Source organism: Bacillus sp. 2175, from assembly GCF_057812155.1.
The window spans coordinates 4,210,489-4,225,131 of sequence record NZ_CM173819.1 but is presented as its reverse complement, the minus strand read 5'-3'; the positions used below and the strand labels follow the sequence as shown (position 1 = coordinate 4,225,131).

14 protein-coding genes, 2 tRNA genes and 1 pseudogene are annotated in these 14,643 nt (G+C 36.7%); 13 read left to right on the top strand and 4 right to left on the bottom strand.

Going from position 1 to position 14,643, the window contains the following annotated elements:
- Positions 1–20: 20 nt before the first annotated feature.
- The 5 genes from rph (at position 21) to ACXKY9_RS21865 (ending at position 2,152) form a co-directional block, all read left to right on the top strand.
- Positions 21–758 carry a ribonuclease PH gene (gene rph, locus ACXKY9_RS21885; RefSeq protein WP_001261771.1) on the top strand — a complete coding sequence of 246 codons (738 nt, stop codon included), beginning with the start codon at positions 21–23 and terminating at the stop codon, positions 756–758.
- Between the two features lie 11 nt (positions 759–769).
- Positions 770–1,378, top strand: coding sequence for an XTP/dITP diphosphatase (locus ACXKY9_RS21880; RefSeq protein ID WP_000815943.1), 609 nt, complete (start codon positions 770–772; stop codon positions 1,376–1,378).
- Positions 1,379–1,391: 13 nt separating this feature from the next.
- The gene (locus ACXKY9_RS21875) at positions 1,392–1,895 is read left to right on the top strand and encodes a metallophosphoesterase (protein ID WP_000645506.1); all 504 of its coding nucleotides are present in this window, start codon (positions 1,392–1,394) and stop codon (positions 1,893–1,895) included.
- Positions 1,896–2,003: 108 nt separating this feature from the next.
- A tRNA-Gly gene (locus ACXKY9_RS21870) sits at positions 2,004–2,077 on the top strand.
- A gap of 1 nt (position 2,078) precedes the next feature.
- A tRNA-Arg gene (locus ACXKY9_RS21865) sits at positions 2,079–2,152 on the top strand.
- A 181-nt stretch (positions 2,153–2,333) separates the two neighbouring features.
- Here ACXKY9_RS21865 and ACXKY9_RS21860 read toward each other — a convergent pair.
- Positions 2,334–2,426 (bottom strand): annotated as a pseudogene (locus tag ACXKY9_RS21860) (DUF6572 domain-containing protein); the annotation flags it as partial.
- 152 nt (positions 2,427–2,578) lie between these two features.
- Here ACXKY9_RS21860 and ACXKY9_RS21855 point away from each other — a divergent pair.
- The gene (locus tag ACXKY9_RS21855; protein ID WP_000124460.1) at positions 2,579–2,779 is read left to right on the top strand and encodes a hypothetical protein; all 201 of its coding nucleotides are present in this window, start codon (positions 2,579–2,581) and stop codon (positions 2,777–2,779) included.
- Between the two features lie 94 nt (positions 2,780–2,873).
- Here ACXKY9_RS21855 and ACXKY9_RS21850 read toward each other — a convergent pair whose 3' ends face one another.
- Complete coding sequence (locus ACXKY9_RS21850) at positions 2,874–3,488, bottom strand: PH domain-containing protein (protein ID WP_000473868.1); 615 nt, start codon at positions 3,486–3,488, stop codon at positions 2,874–2,876.
- 519 nt (positions 3,489–4,007) lie between these two features.
- Here ACXKY9_RS21850 and ACXKY9_RS21845 point away from each other — a divergent pair.
- The 7 genes from ACXKY9_RS21845 (at position 4,008) to ysxC (ending at position 13,445) form a co-directional block, all read left to right on the top strand.
- Positions 4,008–4,256, top strand: coding sequence for a hypothetical protein (locus tag ACXKY9_RS21845; protein ID WP_001983650.1), 249 nt, complete (start codon positions 4,008–4,010; stop codon positions 4,254–4,256).
- Positions 4,257–4,453: 197 nt separating this feature from the next.
- Positions 4,454–5,452 carry a hypothetical protein gene (locus ACXKY9_RS21840; RefSeq protein WP_000358278.1) on the top strand — a complete coding sequence of 333 codons (999 nt, stop codon included), beginning with the start codon at positions 4,454–4,456 and terminating at the stop codon, positions 5,450–5,452.
- A 309-nt stretch (positions 5,453–5,761) separates the two neighbouring features.
- A complete protein-coding gene (tig, locus tag ACXKY9_RS21835) occupies positions 5,762–7,039 on the top strand; it encodes a trigger factor (protein ID WP_000105215.1) in 1,278 nt (425 codons plus the stop codon).
- 264 nt (positions 7,040–7,303) lie between these two features.
- Positions 7,304–8,563 carry an ATP-dependent protease ATP-binding subunit ClpX gene (clpX, locus tag ACXKY9_RS21830; protein WP_000472289.1) on the top strand — a complete coding sequence of 420 codons (1,260 nt, stop codon included), beginning with the start codon at positions 7,304–7,306 and terminating at the stop codon, positions 8,561–8,563.
- Between the two features lie 106 nt (positions 8,564–8,669).
- Positions 8,670–10,340, top strand: coding sequence for an ATP-dependent protease LonB (gene lonB / locus ACXKY9_RS21825; protein WP_000119180.1), 1,671 nt, complete (start codon positions 8,670–8,672; stop codon positions 10,338–10,340).
- A gap of 181 nt (positions 10,341–10,521) precedes the next feature.
- Positions 10,522–12,852 carry an endopeptidase La gene (gene lon, locus ACXKY9_RS21820; protein WP_000097285.1) on the top strand — a complete coding sequence of 777 codons (2,331 nt, stop codon included), beginning with the start codon at positions 10,522–10,524 and terminating at the stop codon, positions 12,850–12,852.
- Complete coding sequence (ysxC, locus tag ACXKY9_RS21815) at positions 12,849–13,445, top strand: ribosome biogenesis GTP-binding protein YsxC (protein WP_000869116.1); 597 nt, start codon at positions 12,849–12,851, stop codon at positions 13,443–13,445. Before lon ends, ysxC begins: the two co-directional genes overlap by 4 nt.
- 33 nt (positions 13,446–13,478) lie before the next feature.
- On the opposite strand, the gene ACXKY9_RS21810 is transcribed toward ysxC, so the two are convergent.
- Both ACXKY9_RS21810 and ACXKY9_RS21805 read right to left on the bottom strand, forming a co-directional pair.
- Positions 13,479–13,895, bottom strand: coding sequence for an organic hydroperoxide resistance protein (locus tag ACXKY9_RS21810; protein WP_000359781.1), 417 nt, complete (start codon positions 13,893–13,895; stop codon positions 13,479–13,481).
- A gap of 2 nt (positions 13,896–13,897) precedes the next feature.
- Positions 13,898–14,350 carry a MarR family winged helix-turn-helix transcriptional regulator gene (locus ACXKY9_RS21805; protein ID WP_000133923.1) on the bottom strand — a complete coding sequence of 151 codons (453 nt, stop codon included), beginning with the start codon at positions 14,348–14,350 and terminating at the stop codon, positions 13,898–13,900.
- Positions 14,351–14,643: the final 293 nt, after the last annotated feature.

Here is a 14,643-nt window from a genome sequence, read left to right as displayed (position 1 = left end):
ATTAAGAGGAGGTTATTTTTATGCGAGTAGATGGTAGAGAGAAAACAGAATTACGCCATATACATATTCATACGAATTATTTAAAACATCCAGAGGGATCTGTATTAATTGAAGTTGGGGATACAAAGGTGATTTGCTCAGCAACAATTGAAGAGCGTGTACCGCCATTTATGCGTGGAGAAGGAAAAGGATGGGTAACAGCTGAATACGCGATGATTCCACGTGCGACAGAACAACGTACAATTAGGGAGTCAAGTAAAGGGAAAGTAACAGGACGTACAATGGAAATCCAGCGCTTAATTGGACGAGCATTACGTGCGGTAGTTGACTTAGAAGCGCTTGGTGAGAGAACGGTTTGGATTGATTGTGATGTTATTCAAGCGGATGGTGGAACGAGAACAGCTTCTATTACAGGTGCATATGTAGCCATGGTATTAGCGTTTGAGAAGTTATTACAAGTAGAAAAAGTATCTAAAATTCCAGTAAAAGATTATTTAGCAGCAACGTCAGTAGGGATTGTTGAAGAACAAGGTGTTGTTTTAGATTTAAACTATGCAGAAGATTCTAAAGCAGACGTTGATATGAACGTGATTATGACTGGAAAAGGCCAGTTTGTTGAAGTGCAAGGAACTGGAGAAGAAGCGACGTTTAGTAGAGCGCAGTTAAATGAACTACTTGATGCAGCAGAACAAGGCATTTTCCAACTGATTGATATGCAAAAAGAAGCGTTAGGTGACATCGTATCTCATATAGAGTAGAGGTGGAAAAAATGAAACAAGTTGTTGTAGCGACAAAAAATATGGGGAAAGTACGTGAATTTGCTGAGTTATTTGAGCGATTTGATTTAGAAGTGAAATCATTACACGATTTTCCTCATATTGAAGAAGTCGAAGAAACTGGTGAAACATTTGAAGAAAATGCGATCTTAAAAGCGGATAGTTTGAGTAGACAGTTGAATGCAATTGTAATTGCGGATGATTCAGGTCTTATTGTAGATGCGTTAAACGGGAAACCAGGCGTGTATTCAGCTCGTTTTGCTGGAGAGCCGAAAGATGATCAAGCGAATATTGATAAAGTGTTACAAGAATTAAATGAAGTAGCGTTTGAAAAGCGTAAAGCTCGTTTCTATTGTGCATTAGCAGTTGCTTTCCCTGAAGGTGATAAAAAGCCTGTCATTGTAAACGGGACATGTGAAGGATTTATTTTAGAACAACGCCGCGGGGAAAACGGCTTTGGATATGATCCGATTTTTTATGTGGAAGAATATAAAAAAGCGATGGCGGAACTAAGTTCAGATGAGAAAAATGCTATTAGCCATCGTGGCCGTGCTCTTCGTAAATTAGAAGAAAAAATCCCGGAATGGTTTTTAGGAGAATAAGGGAGAGAGAATGATGAAAGCTTTAATCGTAAGTGATAGTCATAGCTCTGTGAAGGAATTACAGCAGTTGAAAGAGAAATATGAAGGGAAAGTAGATATCATGATTCATTGCGGTGATTCAGAGCTAACGCCTGCTCATGAAGAACTGCAAGGTTTCCGTGTTGTAAAAGGAAACTGTGATTATGCTAACTTTCAAGATGAAATTGTAACTGATGTAGATGGAATTCGCTTCTTAGTTGTGCATGGACATCGCCATAATGTGAAAATGACATTACAAACGCTAGCGTACCATGCTGAAGAAGTGGGAGCGCAAGTTGCATGCTTTGGACATTCTCACGTATTAGGTGCTGAATTAATCGAGGGCGTTTTATTTATTAATCCAGGCAGTATTTTATTACCACGTCAGCGTGTAGAAAAGACATTTGCTTTATTAGAAATGGATGGAAATCAAATGGAAGTTCGTTTTGAAACGTTAGACGGACAACTAGTTGAACAAGCAGTTTTTAAAAGAGGATAAGAAAATTTATCCTCTTTTAAAAAAGGTGTTGACTTTATGTGTGGTTATACATATAATAAATATTGTCGATAGGGAAACGGCGCTAACGAAGAAAAGAAAATAACATATGCGGGTGTAGTTTAGTGGTAAAACAAGAGCCTTCCAAGCTCTGGTCGAGAGTTCGATTCTCTTCACCCGCTCCATGTCCCAGTAGCTCAGCCGGATAGAGCATACGCCTTCTAAGCGTACGGTCGGGAGTTCGAATCTCTCCTGGGACGCTAAAAAAACCTTGTTATCTTTTGATAACAAGGTTTTTTGTTTGTCTAAAATTTGATGTTTGGGTTATAGGTGTAGTTCATTCTTGATATTTGCGACCTTTCCTTTGATATTAAGTAGTTGCATATGTACTTCTTTTTCTTAAATAAAAAGAGCGCCATTTATGCGCCCTATTCCTCTTATTTAATTTAAAGAATCAATAGGTTTATGATGGAACTCAAATCCATATCCAGATTCTCTTAATTGTTTACTTACAATATTATAAAACTCTTTACCATTCTAGTACAATTCAGCAGCAGTTATCGGAACTTATTCCCGGTAGTGTGTTACAATTAATAGAAGCGGAAAACGAGAATCTCCAATTGACTGGACCTGTGATTGGTTAGATGGTTTAAGAAGGTCGTATAAAAAAGGGAGATGGCGCAAAGATGGCGAGATCAAATGAGAATGATTTAACGGAGAAATTGGCGGAAGGTCACCGGAAATATGGTGATGGCAATTTTACAGTACAGAACATCGGTGATGAAACTAACCCGAATTGGACTGTCGTAAAAAATGTGAGGAAAGGATCGGCAGGCATTCGCGAAGGAGAAGATATATTAAGACTGCGATCAAAATATATAAAATAGTACGGAAATGGGCGGAGCGGGAGTTCGAATCTCTCCTGGGGCGCCAAGAAAACCTTGTTATCTTTTGATAACAAGGTTTTTTGTTTGTTTTAAATTAGTTGTTAATAAACTTGTCAAAGACAAAACCATAATCTTTCACATTATATTGTTTCTTCGTATCAACGAGCCAGTTAAAGGCAATCTCGTTCATCTCTTTAAATTGCTCTGCTAAGTTTACTTGTGCGTTTGAAATACGGCTGAAAGCGTTAGATGCCATATCTAAACTTTTGTGTGCATATTGTAATGTAATATCGTTGTCGTATGAAATTTCTTCAATTTTAAGTAAAGCTTTATATAAATCTTTTAATTCTTCAATATGTTTTTTATGGACATCAATTGAATAGTGTTCATCGCCCATTTGGAACTTAATTTCTACATCTAAATCAATCGTTCCCGCAGTTTCAAGCGCTACGTTTTTAATTTGATATTTACTATAGCTAAAGCGGCGTAGTGTACGTTTTTTACTTGTTGCGCTTGTACCGTCTAAGTGAATTAACCCTTTGTTTGTGAAGCAATATTCATCTGATTTCGATTTAATTAGAAAGTAAATTTTCTCCCCATCTTCATGCATTACATAATCATCGGCATCGACCTTATCATAGTCTTTAGGTGTAATAACAGAACCTACATCGCTTAGTCCTAATACATCTGCGGCCATTTTTTTAAACATATATAATCCCCCTTGTAAATTAAAGTCTTAATTGTACAAAAATATATTAACATGATCTTCATCCTTTGTTTTCTTGTAATACGAAAATATCTGAAGGTAAGTTAAGAAAAGTAATGAATAATTATTTTGATCCTAAATTATTTAGTAAATCTATTAGTTTAAGAGTGGATTCTCCGAAAAATAACCAAGAGAAAAAAGTTAATTTTGCAAGTGATTATAAATAAATTCCGTGAAAGCACCTCAAGCGATATGAGGTGTTTTTCAATCTCTTTTTGAAATCTTACAATTCTGTAAGGTAACTGTAAGGTAGTTCGATGGTAAGAAATTGCTAATCTTTTATAATGAAGATAACAACGATAAAACGAGGAGGCAGAAATGATGAAAGGATTAGTTGTAACGGGCTTGACGGTTGCTTTTGGATTTGTAGCGTATGAGAAATTAACGTATGTAGTTGATGTTGTGAAACATTTGATTGCTTAGAGAAAACAGCCATGAGAGGGAAAGGGAATGAGTGAATGAATGGAATGGTTATTTGGAATTATAGGTACTTGTAGTGTAGTGTTATTGTTCTTTGTCCCAAGTGGTATACTTAGTTCGACAACAAGTTTGTTCTTCTTAAGTTTGTTTGCTTGTACGATGCTTATTATTATGTTTTTAATGAAGCGAAGTAAACCAATCTTCTATTTTAGCATGATTGTTATGGCAATTATTGTTCTCCAAATTATTACCCTTGTAATATACCCCACAATTATAAAAGCTTTCCATTAATGATGAATCCTCTGCGTTTGTTGCTGGGGATTTTTACTTGTACAATTTTAATTTTTAGTAGAGATTTATTTGTATTGGAATGTAAAAATTAAATATTTTTATATTTCAAACAAATAATTTGGGGATGTTGTGTTCTCATTACGCATTTGATATATTTACTTTGAACATAATTAAAATCAAGAAAAAGAGGCGGACGTATGGATAAAAAAGAAAATACGGTCGTATTGTTTCCGCAGCTATCAGAGCGCTATATTGATGAAGGTTTTTTAGCGTTGAAAGAGCGGAAGTTCGAAGATGCATTGCGCTGCTTTGAAATATTACGTCAGTATAATGCGGAAACGGAACAAACGGAATTAGCTTCAGTTATTTGTTTACTCGAATTAAAACGTATGGAAGAAGCGAAAGACAAATGTGAACAGTTGCTTAAAACAGGAGTTGTCTTATTTGGTGATATTCTTGAAACGTACGTGACTATTTTAGTTCAAACAAATGATTATGAAGGTGTTATTGAAACTGTTGAAAAGGTTTTACAAACGAAAGATATAATGCCTGATCAAAAGGAAAAATTAGCGCAGCTTGCTTTATTTGCAGAAGGTATGCTAAATGAGGGAGACGCATCGCTAGTGGATTCAAATTTTGAGTTGAATGAGTTTACTAATGAAATTTTTGGAGAAAACTTTGGACAGAAGCTAAGAGCGATTCAGCGACTTTCATTAAAAGACTTAGATCTTGCATTACCTGTTTTAAAGAAATTTTTAATAGATGAAGAGCAACACCCCTATTTGAAAACTTCTATTTTGTATAAAATGATAGAAAGTCAGGTAGAAGAGGAAATAGAGGTGGAAAAGTTTGGGAATGCAATTAAGGTAATTCCGGCATTTACAGGTCATAATGAGGAGCAATCCAATAACATTATACATAAATTATCAAGTCGATTAGAGCAAAAATATCCCGATATATTTGAAGCGATGGTTACATATTGGAAAGAATTGCAAATTAGCATTTTCCCATTCGCTCTATTAATGGATAAAGAAGAGATTTGGTCAGCTGTTTTAGAGAGAATTGGAAGAAAGCGTTTCGGATTGGCTATTGATGAAGAAGAGCTTATGGCAGCATACAATATCGAATTGGAAGAGTTTCATATTGCCTATCAATGGTTATTACGTGTTGAAAGAGAAGGATATTTGCCCGTATAATTATGAAAAAGAATCGTTCAGTTCTTGAAACGAGCATATTCTATGTTATAATGTAAGGGTTGCAAAAGGCAGAAAACTGCCTGTTTGTAAGAGAAGAGAAGTGTAATTCTCTTACTTAATATGTTTCATATTATTCTCGAACAAAATATACCGTAGTTGTCTTCTGGGCAATTAGTAGATTGGAACATTATATCTGAAAGCTTTTGCTAGAGGATTATTTGTGTATTTGTTATTTCAAAAAAGAGATAATGAAGATCTTAATCTATAGAGGTATGTGCATACATTATTATAGTTGGAGGGAAAGAATAAATGTCTACAAAATGGGAAAAATTAGAAGGTAACGTTGGCGTTTTAACAATCGAAGTTGATGCTAAAGAAGTAAACAACTCTATCGACGCTGCGTTCAAAAAAGTAGTAAAAACAATTAACGTACCAGGTTTCCGTAAAGGAAAAATGCCTCGTCCATTATTCGAACAACGCTTTGGTATTGAATCTTTATACCAAGATGCTTTAGATATCATTTTACCAAAAGCATACGGTGAAGCGATTGAAGAAGCTGGTATCTTCCCAGTTGATCATCCTGAAATCGACATCGAGAAGTTCGAAAAAAATGCTAACCTTATCTTCACTGCAAAAGTTACAGTGAAACCTGAAGTTAAATTAGGTGAGTACAAAGGTTTGGCAGTAGAAAAAGTTGAAACAACTGTAACTGACGAAGATGTAGAGAACGAATTAAAATCTTTACAAGAGCGTCAAGCTGAACTAGTTGTTAAAGAAGAAGGAACTGTTGAAAACGGTGATACAGCTGTAATCGACTTCGAAGGTTTCGTTGATGGCGAAGCATTTGAAGGCGGAAAAGGCGAAAACTACTCTCTAGCAATCGGTTCTGGTACATTCATCCCAGGTTTCGAAGAGCAAGTAATCGGTCTTAAATCTGGTGAGTCTAAAGACGTTGAAGTATCATTCCCAGAAGAGTACCATGCTGCTGAATTAGCTGGCAAACCAGCAACATTCAAAGTAACAATTCACGAAATCAAAACAAAAGAACTTCCTGAGTTAAACGACGAGTTCGCTAAAGAAGCAGACGAAGCGGTTGCAACTCTTGATGAATTAAAAGCAAAACTTCGCACAAACTTAGAAGAAGGCAAAAAGCACGAAGCTGAGCACAAAGTACGTGACGAAGTAGTAGAATTAGCTGCTGCTAACGCTGAAATCGAAATTCCAGAAGCTATGATCAACACTGAGTTAGATCGTATGGTTCGTGAATTCGAGCAACGTTTAAGCCAACAAGGTATGAACCTTGAGCTTTACTACCAATTCACAGGTACTGATGCTGACAAATTAAAAGAGCAAATGAAAGAAGATGCACAAAAACGTGTAAGAATCAATCTTGTTCTTGAAGCTATCATTGAAGCTGAAAACATCGAAGTTACTGAAGAAGAAGTAACTGCAGAAGTTGAAAAAATGGCTGAAATGTACGGTATGCCAGTAGACGCTATCAAGCAAGCTCTTGGAAGCGTAGACGCTTTAGCTGAAGATCTTAAAGTGCGTAAAGCTGTAGACTTCTTAGTAGAAAACGCTGCATAATAAAATAACAAGGCACGATTAAAATCGTGCCTTGTTTTATAAATATAGAAATATATTTATAAAACTTTTCGATGGAGAAGGAAAAGTTCCTTTACAAGTCGAATATACATATTTCAAAAGTTTTAAAAATTTTTTATTTGTACATAACTAGTCATATTATTTGTATTTCTCGCCACGTAGTGACATAATATGTATTTACATACGATACATTTATCGTGTACATACGAAGGCAAGAGGTTAGCACTTTGTAAGGGGTGTGAAAATATGTTTAAATTTAATGATGAAAAAGGGCAATTAAAATGTTCTTTCTGTGGTAAAACACAAACGCAAGTTCGAAAGTTAGTGGCAGGTCCAGGTGTTTACATTTGTGACGAGTGTATCGAACTTTGTACTGAAATTGTACAAGAGGAGCTTGCGAAGGACGAAGAAGTAGAATTCAAAGATGTACCGAAACCGGTAGAAATTCGTGAAATCTTAGATGAGTATGTCATCGGGCAAGATAGCGCGAAAAAAGCACTAGCGGTAGCGGTATATAACCATTACAAACGCATTAATTCTAACAGCAAAATTGATGATGTAGAATTAGCGAAGAGTAATATCGCACTTATCGGGCCAACAGGTAGTGGTAAAACATTACTTGCACAAACGTTAGCGCGTATTCTAAATGTTCCATTTGCAATCGCGGACGCAACATCTTTAACAGAAGCTGGATATGTTGGAGAAGATGTAGAAAATATCTTACTAAAATTAATTCAAGCAGCTGATTATGATGTAGAGAAAGCGGAAAAAGGAATCATTTATATTGATGAGATTGATAAAGTGGCACGTAAGTCCGAAAATCCATCAATTACACGTGATGTATCTGGTGAAGGTGTGCAGCAAGCACTTCTGAAAATTTTAGAAGGTACTGTAGCAAGCGTTCCACCTCAAGGTGGTCGTAAGCATCCGCACCAAGAGTTTATTCAAATTGATACAACGAACATCTTATTCATTTGTGGTGGAGCGTTTGATGGCATTGAGCCGATTATTAAACGTCGCCTTGGTGAAAAAGTAATTGGATTTGGTTCTGAGAAGAAAAATGCTGATGTAAATGAGAAGCATGTTTTATCTCACGTATTACCAGAGGATCTTTTAAGATTTGGTTTAATTCCAGAGTTTATCGGTCGTCTTCCAGTTATTGCGAACCTAGAGCCACTTGATGAAGATGCTCTTGTTGATATTTTAACGAAACCGAAAAATGCACTTGTTAAGCAATTCCAAAAACTATTGGAGCTTGACGATGTTGAGTTAGAGTTTGAAGAAGGTGCACTAATCGAAATTGCGAAAAAAGCAATTGAACGTAAAACGGGTGCTCGTGGACTTCGTTCTATTATTGAAGGCTTAATGCTTGATGTAATGTTCGAACTTCCATCTCGTAAAGATATCGAGAAGTGTATTCTTACAAAAGAAACAGTAGCTGATAATGAGCCGCCAAAATTGGTGTTACAAGACGGTACTGTACTTGATACAAAAACATCTGCATAATGCGAAAGGGAAACAGCAATTTTTATAATTGCTGTTTTTCTTTATGTTTAGCTACGTTCCTCCGCGGAAATACTAAGAGATAAAATATTGCGGGAGGAAATAAATAATGAGCTGGACAAATATATTTTTAGTTGTTCAACTTGTTTTTGGTGTAATTGTCGGATTGTATTTCTGGCATTTACTTCGAAATCAACGAACACAAAAAGTTTCAATTGATCGAGAATCGAAAAAAGAATTAGAACAGCTTCGTAAAATGCGTGAGATTTCTTTAACAGAGCCGCTAGCAGAAAAGGTGCGTCCTACAACCTTTTTAGATATTGTAGGGCAAGAGGACGGGATTAAGTCGTTAAAAGCGGCTCTTTGTGGTCCGAATCCGCAACATGTAATCATATATGGCCCACCCGGTGTTGGGAAAACAGCGGCAGCACGTCTTGTATTAGAAGAAGCGAAACGAAATCCTAAATCTCCATTTCGTACGAATGCAACATTTATTGAACTTGATGCGACAACAGCTCGGTTTGATGAACGTGGTATCGCAGACCCTTTAATTGGTTCGGTGCATGATCCGATTTATCAAGGTGCTGGGGCGATGGGGCAAGCAGGTATTCCACAACCGAAAAAAGGTGCTGTAACAGATGCACATGGTGGTATTTTGTTTATTGATGAGATTGGCGAGCTCCATCCGATTCAAATGAACAAAATGTTAAAGGTGTTAGAAGATCGAAAAGTATTTTTAGAAAGTGCGTACTATAGTGAAGAAAATACAATGATCCCAACATATATACATGATATTTTCCAAAAAGGCTTACCGGCAGATTTTCGCTTAGTTGGAGCAACGACACGTTCGCCAGAGGAAATTCCTCCTGCTATTCGGTCACGTTGCTTAGAAGTATTTTTCCGTGAATTAGATACGGAAGAAATTCAAAAAGTAGCGAAAAATGCCGCGGAAAAAGTAGAAATGCAAATAGGTGAAAATGGTATTGAGATGATTGGGATGTATGCAAGGAATGGACGAGAAGCGATTAATCTCGTGCAAATCTCTGCGGGTATGGCGATAAATGAAGAACGTTCTTTCATTAAGGATGAAGATATAGAGTGGGTTGTTCACTCAAGTCAGCTTACACCGAAATATGAAAAGCGCATTTATCCGATTCCAAGGATTGGTCTTGTAAATGGTCTTGCTGTATACGGACCAAATACAGGTGCGTTATTAGAAATTGAAGTAACAGCAATTCCGGCGAAAGATAAAGGATCGGTAAATGTTACCGGAATTGTGGAAGAAGAAAGTATTGGTAGTCAAACGAAATCTATTCGTCGTAAAAGTATGGCGAAAGGCTCTGTTGATAATGTATTAACAGTACTTCGTTCTTTAGATGTGTTGCCAGAAGGATACGATATACATATTAATTTTCCAGGGGGTATCCCAATTGATGGCCCTTCTGCAGGAATCGCTATGGCAACAGGTGTATATTCTGCGGTGCATCGCACGTATGTAAATAATGAAGTAGCGATGACAGGTGAAATAAGTATACACGGAGAAGTAAAGCCTATTGGTGGTGTATACGCAAAAATAAAAGCTGCGAAAAAAGCGGGAGCTAAGAAAGTCATTATTCCTGCTGAAAATATGCAACCATTTTTGTATACGATCAAGGGAATTGAAATTATTCCTGTCCGTAAGTTAAAAGAAGTATTTGAGTTAACGTTTATGCAAGGAAATATGCATAGAGAGCTAGATGTACATACTAACGTAGACGAAACAGATGCACAATCTATGTAAAAATAAACAATAATAAAATTTGCCAGACTTCGTTTAAGTTTGTATGCTTAATCGGAGTCTTTTTCTTTTCGTGAGGTAGAAAAACAAGCTATTTACAATTGCGCGGAATCTCAGCAATTGCATCTAGGTGTATTGTAATATAAAATAGTTGAACAGGAGTTTAATTTATTATGGAGGTGCTATGTCTAGTATGAATACGAACGAAAGAATCGTGCCCCTCCTACCATTAAGAGGCGTTCTCGTATATCCAACGATGGTTTTGCATCTTGATGTAGGACGTGATAAATCGATACAAGCACTAGAGCAGGCGGCAATGGATGAAAATATCATCTTTTTAGCAATGCAAAAAGAAATGAATATCGATGATCCGAAAGAAGATGACATATATAGTGTAGGTACAGTGGCGAAAGTGAAGCAAATGTTAAAATTGCCGAACGGTACGCTTCGTGTCCTTGTGGAAGGTTTACATAGAGCAGAAGTAATAGAGTTTATCGAAGAAGAAAATGTAGTACAAGTGTCTATTAAAACGGTAACTGAAGAAGTAGAAGATGATTTAGAAGAGAAAGCTTTTATGCGTACGTTACTGGAGCATTTCGAACAATATATTAAAGTTTCGAAAAAAGTTTCAAATGAAACTTTTGCAACGGTAGCTGATGTGGAAGAACCAGGGAGATTAGCTGATTTAATTGCTTCTCACTTGCCGATTAAAACGAAGCAGAAACAAGAGATTTTAGAGATTGTATCTGTAAAAGAACGATTACAAACACTTATTTCAATTATTCAAGATGAACAAGAGTTACTTAGCCTAGAAAAGAAAATTGGGCAAAAAGTGAAACGTTCCATGGAGCGCACGCAAAAAGAATATTTCTTACGTGAGCAAATGAAGGCGATTCAAACTGAACTTGGCGACAAAGAAGGCAAGGGCGGAGAAGTAGAAGAACTTCGTGAGAAAATTGAACAGTCGGGAATGCCGGAAGAAACAATGAAGGCTGCCCTGAAAGAATTAGATCGTTATGAAAAGTTACCAGCAAGTTCTGCGGAGAGTGGTGTTATTCGCAATTATATTGATTGGTTATTAGCGCTTCCGTGGACAGAGGCAACAGAAGATATAATTGATCTTGCTCATTCGGAAGAGATTTTAAATAATGATCATTACGGTCTTGAAAAAGTGAAAGAGCGTGTACTTGAATATTTAGCTGTACAGAAGTTAACGAATTCATTAAAAGGACCTATCCTTTGTTTAGTAGGCCCTCCTGGGGTCGGCAAAACTTCGTTAGCGCGTTCAATTGCAACATCATTGAATCGTAACTTCGTCCGTGTATCTCTTGGTGGTGTGCGTGATGAATCTGAAATTCGTGGTCACCGTCGTACATATGTTGGAGCAATGCCAGGACGCATTATTCAAGGTATGAAAAAGGCGAAAACAGTTAATCCAGTCTTCTTATTAGATGAGATTGATAAAATGTCTAACGATTTCCGTGGAGATCCATCAGCGGCATTACTTGAAGTATTAGATCCAGAACAAAACCATAACTTCAGTGATCATTACATTGAAGAACCATATGATCTATCAAAAGTTATGTTTGTAGCAACTGCTAATACACTTTCAAGTATTCCAGGTCCATTACTTGACCGTATGGAAATCATTTCGATTGCTGGCTATACAGAACTTGAAAAAGTACACATTGCTCGTGAGCATTTATTGCCGAAACAATTAAAAGAACATGGCTTACGAAAAGGTAATTTACAAGTGCGTGATGAAGCGCTGCTTGAGATTATTCGTTATTATACACGTGAGGCTGGTGTTCGTACGCTAGAGCGCCAAATTGCAAAAGTTTGCCGTAAAGTAGCGAAGATTATCGTTACAGCAGAACGTAAACGTATCGTTGTGACAGAGAAAAAGATTGTTGATTTACTTGGTAAACACATATTCCGTTATGGGCAAGCTGAAAAAACAGACCAAGTTGGTATGGCAACAGGTCTAGCTTACACAGCAGCAGGCGGCGATACACTTGCCATTGAAGTTTCTGTAGCGCCAGGAAAAGGGAAACTAATTTTAACAGGGAAACTTGGGGATGTTATGAAAGAATCAGCACAAGCTGCGTTTAGTTATATACGTTCTCGTGCAGAAGAGCTTCAGATCGATCCGAATTTCCATGAGAAAAATGATATTCATATTCACGTTCCAGAAGGAGCAGTTCCAAAAGACGGACCGTCAGCAGGTATTACGATGGCAACGGCACTTATTTCTGCGCTAACAGGTATTCCTGTAAGTAAAGAAGTGGGTATGACAGGTGAAATTACACTTCGTGGTCGTGTATTACCAATTGGTGGTTTAAAAGAAAAAACATTAAGTGCTCACCGCGCAGGCTTAACAAAAATTATTTTGCCAGCAGAAAACGAGAAAGATTTAGATGATATTCCAGAGAGCGTAAAAGAAAACCTTACGTTTGTGCTTGCATCTCATTTAGATGAAGTATTGGAGCACGCATTAGTAGGAGTGAAACAATGAAAGTAACAAAAGCAGATATTGTAATTAGTGCTGTTAAACCAGAACAATATCCAGACAGTGATTTACCAGAAATTGCATTAGCAGGTCGTTCAAATGTGGGGAAGTCTTCCTTTATTAATAAAATTTTAAATCGTAAAAAGTTAGTGCGTATTTCTTCTAAACCAGGAAAAACGCAAACGCTGAACTTTTTCTTAATCAATGAGATGATGCACTTTGTTGACGTTCCAGGTTATGGATATGCAAAAGTATCTAAATCAGAGCGCGCTGCATGGGGGAAAATGATTGAAACGTACTTTACAACTCGTGAGCAATTAGACGCAGCTGTATTAGTAGTTGATTTACGTCACCAACCAACAAGTGATGACGTGATGATGTATGATTTCTTAAAGCATTATGAAATCCCAACAATTATTATTGCGACGAAAGCCGATAAAATTCCGAAAGGGAAATGGCAAAAGCATTTAAAAGTTGTAAAAGAAACGCTTGCTGTTGAAATTGGCGATGAAATTGTTCTATTCTCTTCTGAAACAGGACTTGGAAAAGAAGAAGCGTGGAAAGCAATTCATAAATTTACAAAAACAAAAAACGCGTGACGAATGTCGCGCGTTTTTGTTTTGCTAAATTTTTTAGCGTACGTTTAATGTAACTTCAATATTTCCTCGTGTTGCTTTCGAGTAAGGACATACACCGTGAGCCGCTTCTACAAGTTCTTGTGCTTCGCTATGTGAAACGCCAGCCACATGTACATCAAGTACAGCAGATAGACCGAAACCACCATCTGTATCTTTTCCGATAGAAACGTGAGCAGTTACTTCTGTACTTTCTACTTTCACACGTTTTGTACGAATGACAAGTTGTAATGCACTATCGAAACAAGCTGCATAACCAGCTGCAAATAGTTGTTCTGGATTTGTTGCTTCTCCGCCTGCACCACCTAGTGCTTTCGGCATTTTTACATCAAGATTTAATATGCCATCATCTGAAACTACTTTCCCATTTCTTCCACCTGTTGCTGTTACTGAAGCAGTATATAATTTATCCATATTTATTCCCCTTTTCCATCATTAATTGTTTTCATTGTGTCAATTAGTTTATTTAGTTGAATTAATAAAGAGCGATATTCTTGCTCTGTAATTCCTAAGTTTGTAGCCATCGTTGTCGGTAATGAACAAGCCTTTTCCTTTAAATCGTTGCCTTGTTCTGTTAATTCAATACAAACTTTTCGCTCGTCTTCTTTGGAACGAACACGTTTTACAAGTTTTAATGATTCCATGCGTTTTAACATAGGTGTTAACGTACCAGAATCTAAAAATAGACGTTCTCCAATTTCTTTTACTGTTAGTCCATCTTGCTCCCATAGTACGAGTAAAGTAATGTACTGGGGATACGTAATACCCATTTCTTCTAAATAAGGTCGATAAAAACGAGTAACCTCTCTAGAGCAGGTGTAAATAGAAAAACAAAGTTGGTTATCTAGATGCAAAGAGTCCTCTGTCATAAATAACTCCCTTCCAATTAAGTTGTGCACAATTTAATTTTGTAAAACCAATATAACGAAAAAGAAATACAATGTCAAATACATTGTATTGAGAAAGTCTTTGTTGCATTTTGGAACAATCATACATATTTTCCTTCATGATGAAAGAAGATAGGGAAGATGATGTTATAATTTATATGGAATAGTTTCCATCACTTGATTATGAGGGCTTTTTTTGGTAACGTACAAATAGAGTTATTAATTTATAATCATTATAAAGTAGAAGTTTTTTTATTAGTGTTACTGAATCTCCT

Coding starts and splice junctions, on each gene's coding strand:
- ysxC (WP_000869116.1), top strand. CDS start 12,849: ATGAAAGTAACAAAAGCAGATATTGTAATTAGTGCTGTTAAACCAGAA.
- lonB (WP_000119180.1), top strand. CDS start 8,670: ATGAGCTGGACAAATATATTTTTAGTTGTTCAACTTGTTTTTGGTGTA.
- tig (WP_000105215.1), top strand. CDS start 5,762: ATGTCTACAAAATGGGAAAAATTAGAAGGTAACGTTGGCGTTTTAACA.
- lon (WP_000097285.1), top strand. CDS start 10,522: ATGTCTAGTATGAATACGAACGAAAGAATCGTGCCCCTCCTACCATTA.
- ACXKY9_RS21850 (WP_000473868.1), bottom strand. CDS start 3,488: ATGTTTAAAAAAATGGCCGCAGATGTATTAGGACTAAGCGATGTAGGT.
- rph (WP_001261771.1), top strand. CDS start 21: ATGCGAGTAGATGGTAGAGAGAAAACAGAATTACGCCATATACATATT.
- ACXKY9_RS21845 (WP_001983650.1), top strand. CDS start 4,008: ATGGAATGGTTATTTGGAATTATAGGTACTTGTAGTGTAGTGTTATTG.
- ACXKY9_RS21875 (WP_000645506.1), top strand. CDS start 1,392: ATGAAAGCTTTAATCGTAAGTGATAGTCATAGCTCTGTGAAGGAATTA.
- clpX (WP_000472289.1), top strand. CDS start 7,304: ATGTTTAAATTTAATGATGAAAAAGGGCAATTAAAATGTTCTTTCTGT.
- ACXKY9_RS21805 (WP_000133923.1), bottom strand. CDS start 14,350: ATGACAGAGGACTCTTTGCATCTAGATAACCAACTTTGTTTTTCTATT.
- ACXKY9_RS21840 (WP_000358278.1), top strand. CDS start 4,454: ATGGATAAAAAAGAAAATACGGTCGTATTGTTTCCGCAGCTATCAGAG.
- ACXKY9_RS21810 (WP_000359781.1), bottom strand. CDS start 13,895: ATGGATAAATTATATACTGCTTCAGTAACAGCAACAGGTGGAAGAAAT.
- ACXKY9_RS21855 (WP_000124460.1), top strand. CDS start 2,579: ATGGCGAGATCAAATGAGAATGATTTAACGGAGAAATTGGCGGAAGGT.
- ACXKY9_RS21880 (WP_000815943.1), top strand. CDS start 770: ATGAAACAAGTTGTTGTAGCGACAAAAAATATGGGGAAAGTACGTGAA.